At 43.7% G+C, this 11,208-nt stretch carries 14 protein-coding genes; 13 read left to right on the top strand and 1 reads right to left on the bottom strand.

What is annotated here, in order from left to right; translation table 11 throughout:
* From H6H03_RS37905 to H6H03_RS37875, 7 genes are all read left to right on the top strand, one after another.
* Window positions 1-294, top strand: a 294-nt coding sequence (locus tag H6H03_RS37905) for a DUF1392 family protein (protein WP_190960144.1), incomplete at its 5' end; no start/stop codon positions are given.
* A gap of 36 nt (window positions 295-330) precedes the next feature.
* Entirely contained in the window at window positions 331-1,263 is a 933-nt protein-coding gene (locus H6H03_RS37900; RefSeq protein ID WP_190960143.1) for a hypothetical protein, read from the top strand.
* 58 nt (window positions 1,264-1,321) lie between these two features.
* A complete protein-coding gene (locus H6H03_RS37895) occupies window positions 1,322-1,585 on the top strand; it encodes a hypothetical protein (protein ID WP_190960142.1) in 264 nt (87 codons plus the stop codon).
* A 34-nt stretch (window positions 1,586-1,619) separates the two neighbouring features.
* Window positions 1,620-2,081 carry a hypothetical protein gene (locus H6H03_RS37890; RefSeq protein ID WP_190960141.1) on the top strand — a complete coding sequence of 154 codons (462 nt, stop codon included), beginning with the start codon at window positions 1,620-1,622 and terminating at the stop codon, window positions 2,079-2,081.
* Window positions 2,078-2,299 carry a hypothetical protein gene (locus H6H03_RS37885; protein ID WP_190960140.1) on the top strand — a complete coding sequence of 74 codons (222 nt, stop codon included), beginning with the start codon at window positions 2,078-2,080 and terminating at the stop codon, window positions 2,297-2,299. The genes H6H03_RS37890 and H6H03_RS37885 overlap by 4 nt, the downstream gene beginning before the upstream one ends.
* Complete coding sequence (locus H6H03_RS37880; protein ID WP_190960139.1) at window positions 2,296-2,979, top strand: hypothetical protein; 684 nt, start codon at window positions 2,296-2,298, stop codon at window positions 2,977-2,979. Before H6H03_RS37885 ends, H6H03_RS37880 begins: the two co-directional genes overlap by 4 nt.
* The gene (locus H6H03_RS37875) at window positions 2,976-3,575 is read left to right on the top strand and encodes an alpha-ketoglutarate-dependent dioxygenase AlkB family protein (protein ID WP_190960138.1); all 600 of its coding nucleotides are present in this window, start codon (window positions 2,976-2,978) and stop codon (window positions 3,573-3,575) included. The genes H6H03_RS37880 and H6H03_RS37875 overlap by 4 nt, the downstream gene beginning before the upstream one ends.
* Before the next feature lie 86 nt (window positions 3,576-3,661).
* Here H6H03_RS37875 and H6H03_RS37870 read toward each other — a convergent pair whose 3' ends face one another.
* Window positions 3,662-4,618 carry a cytosolic protein gene (locus H6H03_RS37870; RefSeq protein ID WP_190960137.1) on the bottom strand — a complete coding sequence of 319 codons (957 nt, stop codon included), beginning with the start codon at window positions 4,616-4,618 and terminating at the stop codon, window positions 3,662-3,664.
* Between the two features lie 156 nt (window positions 4,619-4,774).
* Between H6H03_RS37870 and H6H03_RS37865 the strand changes: the two genes are divergently transcribed.
* The 6 genes from H6H03_RS37865 to H6H03_RS37840 all read left to right on the top strand — a co-directional run bounded on the left by H6H03_RS37865 (window position 4,775) and on the right by H6H03_RS37840 (window position 10,938).
* Window positions 4,775-6,058, top strand: coding sequence for a hypothetical protein (locus H6H03_RS37865; protein WP_190960136.1), 1,284 nt, complete (start codon window positions 4,775-4,777; stop codon window positions 6,056-6,058).
* 134 nt (window positions 6,059-6,192) lie between these two features.
* Window positions 6,193-7,554: a replicative DNA helicase gene (gene dnaB, locus H6H03_RS37860; RefSeq protein ID WP_190960135.1), complete on the top strand. Its 1,362-nt coding sequence runs from the start codon at window positions 6,193-6,195 to the stop codon at window positions 7,552-7,554.
* A gap of 3 nt (window positions 7,555-7,557) precedes the next feature.
* The gene (locus tag H6H03_RS37855; protein WP_190960134.1) at window positions 7,558-8,037 is read left to right on the top strand and encodes an ASCH domain-containing protein; all 480 of its coding nucleotides are present in this window, start codon (window positions 7,558-7,560) and stop codon (window positions 8,035-8,037) included.
* The gene (locus H6H03_RS37850; RefSeq protein ID WP_242058196.1) at window positions 8,034-8,537 is read left to right on the top strand and encodes a hypothetical protein; all 504 of its coding nucleotides are present in this window, start codon (window positions 8,034-8,036) and stop codon (window positions 8,535-8,537) included. Before H6H03_RS37855 ends, H6H03_RS37850 begins: the two co-directional genes overlap by 4 nt.
* A 506-nt stretch (window positions 8,538-9,043) precedes the next feature.
* Window positions 9,044-10,105 (top strand): ribosome small subunit-dependent GTPase A, encoded by a 1,062-nt coding sequence (gene rsgA / locus H6H03_RS37845; protein ID WP_190960133.1) that lies wholly within the window; start codon window positions 9,044-9,046, stop codon window positions 10,103-10,105.
* Between the two features lie 221 nt (window positions 10,106-10,326).
* Entirely contained in the window at window positions 10,327-10,938 is a 612-nt protein-coding gene (locus H6H03_RS37840; RefSeq protein ID WP_190960132.1) for an LOG family protein, read from the top strand.
* The last annotated feature ends 270 nt before the right edge of the window (window positions 10,939-11,208 follow it).

Here is an 11,208-nt window from a genome sequence, read left to right as displayed (position 1 = left end):
GCTATCGCAGTCGATGATCGCTCAATATCCTACGTCACTAAACGGGAAATCATCGGTACGGGACGATTACAGTCCACTTACTTGAGAAAACCTGCTTTTGTACTTGGCGATCGCGTCATGCTTCGTTTTGACAGCCATGCCACAAAGCAGCGTTTGGTTCTGGGGATTGTGCTGGTGAATAACGCTTGGTTTTACGTTGTAGAACTGATGTCCCCGGCTTTGGTTCAACCACTGGCTGCACCCGTTCGTTTTCCGTTGGTGGGCGAGACAGATTTAATTCGAGTTTGTATTTAATTACAAGCCCTGTAGTTTTTCTACAAAGGAGCCGAGATGAGTTTTTCATTAAATCAAAGTGTTTTGACCGAATCTCCTTCGTTAAGGACATCTGCAATTACCAACCTGAACGATACACGCGCCCAAGAAGTCCTGGGTAAAGCAAAGGCTCTTGTGTTTGCCCTTTGGAATGGCTCAGGCTGGGCAACGGTTGAACAGTTAGCCAATTACTTCCAATGTTCTATACAAGCTATTAAGCATATTTACGAGCGAAACAGTAAAGAGTTTCGGGCTAACGAAACCAAAAAGCTGACAGGGAACGACTTATCCGATGCTCGCTCCAAGTTGGAGCTACCATCCCGAACATCCCAAGCTAGGGTGTTTTCACCTTTAGGCACACTCAGAATCGCAATGCTGTTAACTGAATCTGAGATTGCAGGTCAAGTCAGAACTATTATTCTAGATTTGGTTGCAGCAGTGCCTACTATTACACCGGAGTCATCACCAATTACTGCGCCAGCCCTGCCCCCAGTTGAACAGCGATTGCATACTCTTGTCCAAGCGATGAAAACTTTAGCCGAGTTAACTGGTGGCAGACTCAACCCGTACATGGAACAGCAGGTGAAGGACTATGCCGCTAATCTTCTGGCCGAACACAACCGGAAGATGTTGACTCCTTCAAAAGAACGCTGGCTGGGCGTGGTCAACTTTGCAGAGAACCAGTTGGGTAAGAAAGTCCCTCTGAGTGGTACGCATTACCGGGGGCATCTGGGTACATGGGTAAGGACATTCTACCCTCAATTGGGCGATCGCCAAGAGGATCGCTTGGTTAACGGTACTCAACAATCAGTTTACGTGTATGCCTGTCATGACCCTATGGTGGTTGTTGGTTTAACCAAAGCAATTGAGGAGTTTTTCGCACATCCGAATCCGGTGACTGCCCTAAAGCAAGCAGGGGCATTCTCTAAGAAAGCTGTGGTTACTGCTTGATGGTCATTGGTTAACAGTTAATAGCCATAACTTTAATGAATGTTGTTAGAGATAAAAGATGAAAATTTACTCAGCATCAATATTAGTTCTTGAAGGCGATAAACCTTTTTATCACTATCCATTAGTTAGCGGGGTTAATAAATATAATTCTTGTCAAGATTATCTAGACAGAGGGGCTATTCCTTATATCAATCAATCCCCTTCTATTACCGATAAAACAACTGAAGTTTCCTTAAATGTTGTTGAAGGAGAGATTTTAGAGGATGGCTCCATAGTTAAAACAGGAGGAATAGACAAAACATTGTATTTTAATTGCTCATAATTTTAAACTAGTTAGTACAAGCAACAACAAAAATATGGAACTCGGACTATTTCAAAAAGACGCACTCATTGAAAAACTTGCTCAAGTCTTTTACAGAATCCAAGGCTATACAGTCCCACAGAACTATCGAATGCAGAACTCCACCCATCCAGCAGAAAAAGCTTGTGTAGCAATGGCGTTGGTTGCAATTGAAGAAGTCGAATTTGAACTCGCTGGTGATGGTGATGCAGAAGTTATCAAGTGGCAGCAAGGGCAATCTTTGGGTGAAGACCGTCAATTTTACTTCTGTAGATATGAAGAATTCGCTTTAACTTTGTTGACTTCACCAGCAATTAATACCACCCGTGTAGAAGTTACCTGTGGAAATAGGAAACTTTACATTTCTGAGAAAGAAATCACTAAAGAGCAAGCAACAGAAGAACTCCAAGATTTCTTAACCACACTGGCTGCACAATTACAAACTTTAAGCCGAATTCAGTTTGAGGAGAATTTATGAAAGTTATCGTTCAAGTAGTCGAAAAAGTCTACCAAGAAGCTCATATTGAAGTACCAGATTTTCTCTGTGAAGAAGCAATCAAACAGTATATTGTTGACCGCTATAACTCTGGAAAAATGACAGTTGATTTTAACATCTTTCAAGTTGACTTTGAATCCATCAGCGCAACGATTGTGAACAATCAAAACCTTGTAGATTTTGAAGAGGAAGCAGCATGACAGTCACACCATTACTAACACCCCAGACGACTGTTATTGAAACTGTCAGCAGGCATCCTCTGAACTTCTACGAGTCGCCCTCATGGTTCACAACTGAACTCCTGCGCCATGTCCGATTATCTGGTGTCATTGGTGAGCCTTGCGTTGGGATGGGGGCGATCGCATCTTTGTTGAATGTGTGGCCGCACACAGAACATATCTGGACTAACGACATCGATCCTTACAAGAGAGCAGATTTTCATCTGGATGCAACATTAGCCGAGTCTTGGGCTAAATTCCCCGATTGCGATTGGATCTGCACTAATCCACCATACGCTGAATTTGCTGCACCAATTATCAAGAATGCCTACCACAAAGCTCGTGTAGGTGTAGCCGCTTTTCTCTTGACCAGCTTTCTCGAACCCTGTGATGATCGTGCAGATTTCCTAACTTCATATCCGCCGTCACTTGTACTGACGCTGCCCCGCTTTTGTTTTCGCAAGGACAAACGGGGTACTCGTTGGGCTACGGATAACATTACCATTTCGTGCTTCGTGTGGGATAAACGTACAACCACACAGCGCATTATTGTACGTCCCAAATCTCAAATTATTGGGTTTTACAAGAATCCCGAACAGGCTATTTCACAAGAACGTGCGGAAGAAATTGTAAGAGCGATCGCCAAAGAGGAATATTTATGAAACAGATGTCGCTTTTTGATGAACCAACCGCTGTTTTACCAGTCAGTTACTATCCAGATTTCTTGAACAAGGAAGAAGCCGACGAACTTTACCAACATTGCCAACAACTGCAATGGCAACAAAACCAAATACGTATGGTTGGTAAAACAATGCCCGTTCCGCGCCTCGAATGTATTTATGGCGACGAAGGCTGTGATTACCTCTACTCCAAGAGTGTACTACTCAAACCCCTGCCTTGGACAGACGCTCTGGCTAAATTACGTGACTCCATTACTGCTGCTACTGGTTACAGCTTCCGCATCGTCATCGGCAATCAATACAGAAGTGGCCAAGATAGCATCGGCTGGCACAGCGATAGTGAGGCTTCGATGGGAATTGCCCCGGCGATCGCTTCCATTAGTTTAGGTTCAGTGAGGAAATTCCAAATCAAGCCCATCGGTGGCAAGCCTACTGATTTCTGGTTGGAACACGGGAGTCTGCTGGTGATGCATCCTGATTGTCAATCTACTCATGTGCATCAAGTTCCAAAGACGAACAAAGTCGTTAGCACACGAATCAATCTTACATTCCGACCGCACGTAGGGGGAAGCAGATAACAGTACTTCATTGAGTGCGTAACTAATGCTAATTTCGGCACTTAAAGTCTACCGAACCTTGAAAACCAAATATCAAATAAATAATGCTAATTTTCTGGCGGAGTATCGGTTGTTGGCTGATACAAGGAACGCAATTCATCTAAGTTACTTGCAGTTTCTAGTCCTTTGAGAACTGCTCTTAATTGCTCGACATCTTCAAGAGTGGAAATTTCTGGTAATAGGCTTAAACCAAGAGTACCAAATTTCAGTTTCAAACCGACTTCAATCCCTTCTAACAAAGATTCCATACGAGCAATTCGCTCAAATGATGTCACGTACTGCATACGCACTTGTGCCTCCAATTGTTCAACTTCTGTTTTAAACTCTAGTTCTAAATCCAATGGTAACGTCAGCATCCAGTCAATAAAAACTAACAGGTTAATCACAGCCTCGCGTTCAAACCCCTGCTCATACAGCCGACGAACTAAAGCGAGTTTTAATTGTTTCCTTTGCAACCTATTACTGCGGGTTTGTACTGCTGCCAAGTGAGCTAACACCACCGTAGCAAACGGGTTACGGCTAGCTTCTAGCTCTCTCCTCCTTTGTTGATAGTCTAACAGCTTGATTATCGGAAACTGAAAATCAACCGTACACCCAAATAATTCATAACCAAATTGATTTGGTCGCCATTTGATGTTGTCATCCCCAAGCACTGCTAAAGAAGCAACAGAGCGATTGTAACGGTCGAAAATTCGATAGTTGTATACAAACATACGTCTGGGGAAATCTGTTTCTTCTTGGCTTTGGACTTCGACATGGATCAACAGCCAAGATTCTTCGCCTCCGATGCGATATATTTTCACCAATTTATCAATCAGTCGCTTTCCTAATTCCGCATCCCGGACTACCTGCTGTAACTCTTGATCGAGAAACACAAAACCTCTGCTCCAATCAATTTGAGCATGGGCTTGAGGAAAGAAAAATTGCATAAAGTCCTGAAAATACAGCTGCAACATCTGCTTCCAGGGCGAATCGTATTCAGTTTGAGGTGTTTTATTAGCCATTACTGTACCTGTTATCTGATTTCAAATTAATGAGGTAAATTTCCTGAACAACTGCGCTTTAAAAAATTCCCACATTCGATTGCTGATTAAAAACAAATCCCTCGATTGTTGGAAGTAAACCGAGGGAAGACAATTTATTTAGTGAGGTGTATCACCATGAGTTTAGCAGTAAATGAATTAAATAGCCGCCCAGATTTTGGAGTTTTTATTCCTGGTTTCTTTGATGATTATCCACTCGAATCATCAGAATTTAGGCTGTACGCACATATCCAAAGAAGAGCAGGTACAATTGGTTGTTTTGAATCTATTCCTAACATGGCAAAACATTGTTACATGGCGCTCAAAACTGCTAAGAATGCCATCAAGCTTTTACTAGCCGCAGGAATGATTGAAATACAAGAACGGCTTGGAACTACCAACATTTATACTCTTACTCCACCTTCGTGTTGGGTTTCTCCTGACCAAGTTCAATTACTTCGCTCACAAATCAAGACAACAAAAGAAACCCCAATCAAAATTAACCCCAGTCAAAATTGCACGGGGGGTGGGGTTAAATCTGACCCCAGTGGTGGGGTCAATTTTGCACGGGGGGTGGGGTCAAATTTGACCCACAAAGGTATTCCCATTAAGGTAATCCCATCTAAAGAACTCACACTAAGTACAGCACCCCCTTCCCATGAAAGTGTGTGTGAAGAGTCTGGACAACCAGGACAACAAAACCAGGAAAAAGAACTAATTCCCGAATCTTCGCCTCCGTTGTTCAAAAAATCCGAGACTTCGCATCAAACCCAAAATCCTGCATCTGGGTCAACAGTCCCCGGCTTGTTCGATAATCCCGAACAAATGAATAAGGCTAAAAAACCAAAATTCCAATCGATTGAGGATTTGCTAAATCTTGTCCTACTCGACCCTGGTATTATGGCATCTGAACCGTTGCCTGCCGTTTACCGCAGCGAAATCAAATTGCGTGGCTGGCGCTTCCCCTGGCGTACTGCTACTAGGGACAAGATTTACCAAACCTGCGATCGCCGTTTAGTAGAGTTGATAGCCAAAGAGAGAGCTAAGTGGAGTAAATGCGAGTGGCAAGAAAAAATCCCCACAGTCATCAAGTCCATTGGCAATCTGGAAGCAACCAAGGGCGGGTTAGAAGAACTGCTGGGCTATTGGTCAAAAGTTGTGGAGTCTGCTGCACCACAAACTGAAGAATCAAAAGCCACTGACCAACCCATTGGCTACTACTCGAATCGCTCTCTTGAGTGGCACAAAGCGACATTCTGCGAACTACTTGACCTTGGGGATAAAGTCGGCACGGATCGAGCGATCGCTCAATTCAGTACCCGCTACGACCAACAATACACAGGTGCTACTGATGGTTGGTTGAACTGGTTGCAAATCAATTATCCCCAAATGTATGCACATCTTTACCCACAAGCTGTGTGAATCGAGGTCGGAAGTAGTTTATTTCTACATTCTCGTTTCTTAAAAGGTTCCTCTGCCCCTGTTGTTCACTCTTAACTTCCGACTTCTGACCTCCGACCTCCGACTTCTCCTTGATTTCCTAACCGAGGTAAACCATGACCAAAGAACTAAACTTTTCATCCCAACAAGACCGCCTGCCACCACAAAGCATTGAAGCTGAAGAAGCAATACTCGGCGGCATTATGCTCGACCCAAATGCTATGAGCCGAATCAGCGATCACCTCATTGCCGATGCCTTTTACATCAACGCCCACAAGGACATATACCAAGCAGCACAACGATTGTACAACCAAGGTAACCCGACAGATTTGCTTTACATAACCAGTTGGTTGTCTGACAACGGTCTGTTGTTCCGCGTTGGTGGGCGCAACAAACTCGCAACTCTGCTTGACCGTACTGTGTCAGCTATCAACATCGATGCTTTCGCCGATTTGGTGATGGAAAAATACCAAAGACGGCAGCTGATAAAAGCGGGAACTGAGATTGTTCAACTTGGCTATGCAACTGAAACCGAACTACCGATTGTCCTTGACCAAGCCGAACAAAAAGTCTACTCAATTGCGTCTGAGCATTCTGCCACAGATTTAGTCCACATTTCCGATTCTCTGGCTGATGCTTTCACCGAGATTGAAGCACGTCACGCTGGTACTGCTAGTCCTGCCGTGTCCACCGGATTTTATGACTTGGACACTCTACTCGGCGGTGGCTTTCGCAAAGGGCGGTTGTACGTTCTGGCTGCTCGTCCTTCTGTTGGGAAATCTGCTTTGGCTGGTAATCTCGCTCTGACGGTGGCTCAAACAAGCCGATTACCTGTTTGTGTCTTCAGCCTGGAAATGTCTACCGATGAGTATGTGCAACGTTTTTTGAGCAGTGAATCGGGTATTGAAAACAATTTTCTTGAAACTGGGCGCGTTTCTAACAACCAGTGGCAACCTCTAAGTCAGGCGATCGCATCCCTTAGCGAACTGCCGATTTTCATCAACGATAACTCTTGCCCTTCCCTCAATGAAATCCGTAGCCAAGTTCGCCGAATATCGTCTCATTACGGTGGTGTTGGGCTTGTGGTTGTGGATTACCTGCAATTGATGGCTGAAGGGGCTGACTCCAAGGCTAATATGACCGAGCGGGTTGGTGAAATTAGCCGGGGATTGAAGAAACTCGCCAAAGATTTGGATGTACCAGTACTTGCTTTATCGCAGTTAAGCCGTGAAGTTGAAAGCCGCAATGACAAACGCCCAATACTGAGCGATTTGCGGTCAAGTGGGGCAGTTGAGCAAGACAGTGATGTTGTCATCATGCTTTACAGGGAAGAAATGCACAATCCCGATACCCCAGATCGTGGCATTGCTGAGTTAATCGTTCGTAAGCAGCGCAATGGCCCTACTGGGACAGTCAAGCTTTTGTTTGATAGCCAGTTTACCAGATTCAAGAATTTATCTTGCGGTCGGGGGTTTTAAACTGTGAGTACAACCATCATCAAAGCTATCAGTCTGCATCAGCCCTGGGCTTCTCTCATTCCGATGGGTCTGAAAAAATATGAAACCCGTTCTTGGTCTACTAGCTACAGAGGGCCGTTGTTAATTTGTGCGGCTAAGAAAACTAGCACTCCCCAAAAACTCACTCATAACTATCTCTTTGAGAAGTATCAACAAATACTGGTTGACACTGATAACTATATTGAGTGGGATGATTTACCTTTTGGTTGTGCCGTAGCTCTGGTAGAGCTAACCGCTTGTATTTCTATGACCCAGGCTTTCATTAACCAACAGTCGCTTTCAGAGCTTGATACTGGTGATTGGCGAATCGGGCGTATGGCATGGAAATTGGACAACATCAGGCGGATTGTTCAGCCTATACCCATCATTGGCAAGCAAGGGTTGTTTAATACAGAGATTGTATTACCAGAACGACTAGAACCGATACTTACCCAAAGCTTATGACTACAACTAGGGTTGCTTTGGGTGAATCGGCACAGGCAATGTCTGTTGCGACACTCGAAAAATTCTTAAAGGACGACCTTAAACACTCACCTATTCGTAGTCAAGGATGTCTGTACCAGTACCTCGAAACTAAAAAGCTACAAGACGGTTCAACAGCATTATACCCCCGTGTCATTGGTGAACGCGATCCACAGAACCCCAAGCATTGGCATTGGGGGTATAACTGGGAAGAAAAAGTACAGGAAGTGTGGAAAGGTCGTTCTATCGGTTCCATCCCTTGGAGTGCAGTTCCTTTAATTTGGGCGTTGCTCCCGACAAGGGGCTACCAGGGAAGACATCATCGCCTTCATCAAGAAAGCCAAAGCCAAAAAGCAACATTTTGGCAAAACCATCCTTCCAGCCAATGCACCAACCGCTGTTGTACTGTTTGCTGGGGGTGGTGGTATCGAAGCTGGCATGGTGCAATCTGGTATTCGTCCGGCGATCGCGGTGGAGTATGACCCGACCAAACCACAACTAAGGGAGATCCAAAAAATAAAATGTCCCGCCCTATCAAATATATTTCTTGTAAACCCCACGATGGTGGGCGTTCCGCCTGAAAGGCAAAACGCAGGGCGGGACATTTTATTACTGGTAAGTGCCTAAGTAGAGCGATTGCCCAAACCCATTACCGAAATTTTCATGAGTACGGCTGTTGAGTCATCCAGCAAACAGTACAAGATGTAGCGCAAGCGGTAGCTCAAGCTATTCGACAGTTGCGACCAATAATGAGATAATGTAGTAATGTAGATTATGACTGTAATACATAAGAGAGGAAGAATTAATGACTGACTTGCTAGCCGTCCGGGTTCTCTTCAATAAAACCAACACAAGGCGCAGAGATTTGCGTTCAGTCCTCTATTTACAGGAATGATACTCGAATTTACAGACACTAGAGATCATCTACAAAAGTGTCAGCCTCTGTGCGCTTTGTACATAGCAAACAGCACACATCGAGGAAATATCAATGAATTTGGACTTTTTAGGCTGGAGTAACTTTTTTGCTCACAGTTTCGCTCCCTATCGCCAACAAGGATTTTGCGTTGGTAGGGTTGCTATTGAATACAGAAATACTTACATCGTCTACAGCGAACAAGGCGAACTCACAGTAGAAGTTACAGGTAAACTGCGACATCAAGCAACTAAAGCACAAGACTTTCCTGCTGTTGGGGACTGGGTTATCATGCAGGCGCGAGAGTCACAAGGACGTGCTACCATTCATGGAATTTTGCCGAGAAAAAGCAAATTTTCTCGCAAGACAGTTGGTAGTAAAACCGAAGAACAAATTGTTGCAGCTAACATTGACACTGTATTCTTGGTTTGTGGACTAGATGGTGACTTTAACCCCAGAAGAATTGAACGCTATTTAATTCTGGCTTGGGAAAGTGGGGCAAATCCAGTCATCGTTTTGAATAAAGCTGACTTGTGCAACTATTTAGATGACTGTATATCTGAAGTTGAAGCCGTTGCCATTGGTGTACCAATTTTGATATTAAGTGCTACCACGAATCAAGGACTGGATGCTTTGAAAGCATACCTCCAACCAGGACAAACAGTTGCTTTGTTAGGGTCTTCTGGCGTAGGTAAATCTACTATCAGCAACCAACTCAAGGGTGCATCTGTGCAAGTTGTGCAACCTGTACGCCAAGGTGACGACCGAGGTAGACACACAACTACAAATCGAGAATTAATATTACTGCCTTCAGGTGGCTTAATTATCGATACCCCAGGAATGCGAGAAATTCAAATTTGGGCAGGTGATGAAAGTTTGCAAGGAACCTTTGCAGATATCGAAGCCTTAGCCGCAGAATGTCGCTTTCGTAATTGCCAACACAACCACGAACCCGGTTGTGCAGTGCAACAAGCATTGCTTGAAGGTGAACTTGATTATTCCAGATTTCTCAACTACCAAAAATTGCAAAAAGAACTCAACTATCTTGTCCGTAAACAAGACCAGCGATCGCAATTAGCCCAGAAAGAACGCTCCAAGAAAATCCATAAAGCTATGCGACATCATCACAAGCACTGATTACTACAGAGAAAACTAATTTCTTGTAAAGGTAAAACATATCTTTATGTCCAGACATAGCAATGCTACATCTGGACATAATTTATTTCACATTCCCACTCTCTGCTAGAGGCGATCGCACTGAAAATGAAAGTTGAGTTTGATTTAGGTTTTTATATTTAAAATCAATGTACCGTTTCTGCTAGACTGCTTTTTGACAGTTGGCTCAAAAGAATAAATTGATGAAAAGTATTTGTGTCTACTGCGGCTCTAATTTTGGTAATCGCAATAGCTACCTTGAGGCGGCACAAAGTCTTGGTAGTGAAATGGCACAGCGTGGAATTACCCTTGTTTATGGTGGGGGAAAAGTAGGACTGATGGGGGCTATCGCTGACTCTGTGATTGCTGCTGGTGGAAAAGTTATCGGTGTCATGCCACAAGCCTTAGTCGATAAGGAGGTTGCACATACTGGTTTAAGCGATCTCAGAGTTGTCGGCTCCATGCACGAACGTAAATCGCTTATGGCTGATTTAGCTGATGGCTTTATTGCGCTCCCTGGTGGGCTAGGAACATTAGAAGAGTTTTGTGAAGTTGTCACTTGGACTCAACTTGGTTTTCATCGCAAAGCTTGTGGACTATTAAACATTGACGGGTTTTATAACAGATTGATTTCTTTTCTCAACCATGCCACAAAAGAGCAGTTTATTCGCCCTGAACACAGAAACATTGTTTTAGTAGGGGAAACTCCTGTGGAACTGATTGAAAAGTTGAGTCAATTTGAAGTTCCTAACGGGAGCAATGCGATTTTGTTAGATGACCCCAAAAAAAGTGCGATCGCCGAACACTCATACTGAGAAATAAAGTAGTTTTTATTACAAAAATGTGATTAGTTGATACCACAATTTATCTTCTGAGAATATCCTAAGAAGATTTGGATTAAATGATTTAATGCTTATTGCTTAGAAGCTGTCTGTGCCAGTAATCCGGCCAGCAAGTATTTATTATTACACTTATCTAAGGAAATCAGCGTTATAAGTATAAAATTTATCAAGCAGTTTGGGGTTTGATAAAGGAATTAAAGATAGAATCACAAAAATTATCCCAGCTTCCAGCCATCCATTGGC

This window comes from Nostoc paludosum FACHB-159 (assembly GCF_014698835.1).
GTDB lineage: Bacteria > Cyanobacteriota > Cyanobacteriia > Cyanobacteriales > Nostocaceae > Nostoc > Nostoc paludosum.
Note: the sequence above shows the minus strand (reverse complement) of the source record. Positions and strands in the feature narration are given on the sequence as shown.

What these genes read in the sequence shown, in the direction of transcription:
- dnaB (WP_190960135.1), top strand. Translation starts at nt 6,193, where the DNA reads ATGACCAAAGAACTAAACTTTTCATCCCAACAAGACCGCCTGCCACCA.
- rsgA (WP_190960133.1), top strand. Translation starts at nt 9,044, where the DNA reads ATGAATTTGGACTTTTTAGGCTGGAGTAACTTTTTTGCTCACAGTTTC.
- H6H03_RS37900 (WP_190960143.1), top strand. Translation starts at nt 331, where the DNA reads ATGAGTTTTTCATTAAATCAAAGTGTTTTGACCGAATCTCCTTCGTTA.
- H6H03_RS37840 (WP_190960132.1), top strand. Translation starts at nt 10,327, where the DNA reads ATGAAAAGTATTTGTGTCTACTGCGGCTCTAATTTTGGTAATCGCAAT.
- H6H03_RS37850 (WP_242058196.1), top strand. Translation starts at nt 8,034, where the DNA reads ATGACTACAACTAGGGTTGCTTTGGGTGAATCGGCACAGGCAATGTCT.
- H6H03_RS37870 (WP_190960137.1), bottom strand. Translation starts at nt 4,618, where the DNA reads ATGGCTAATAAAACACCTCAAACTGAATACGATTCGCCCTGGAAGCAG.
- H6H03_RS37880 (WP_190960139.1), top strand. Translation starts at nt 2,296, where the DNA reads ATGACAGTCACACCATTACTAACACCCCAGACGACTGTTATTGAAACT.
- H6H03_RS37895 (WP_190960142.1), top strand. Translation starts at nt 1,322, where the DNA reads ATGAAAATTTACTCAGCATCAATATTAGTTCTTGAAGGCGATAAACCT.
- H6H03_RS37890 (WP_190960141.1), top strand. Translation starts at nt 1,620, where the DNA reads ATGGAACTCGGACTATTTCAAAAAGACGCACTCATTGAAAAACTTGCT.
- H6H03_RS37885 (WP_190960140.1), top strand. Translation starts at nt 2,078, where the DNA reads ATGAAAGTTATCGTTCAAGTAGTCGAAAAAGTCTACCAAGAAGCTCAT.
- H6H03_RS37865 (WP_190960136.1), top strand. Translation starts at nt 4,775, where the DNA reads ATGAGTTTAGCAGTAAATGAATTAAATAGCCGCCCAGATTTTGGAGTT.
- H6H03_RS37875 (WP_190960138.1), top strand. Translation starts at nt 2,976, where the DNA reads ATGAAACAGATGTCGCTTTTTGATGAACCAACCGCTGTTTTACCAGTC.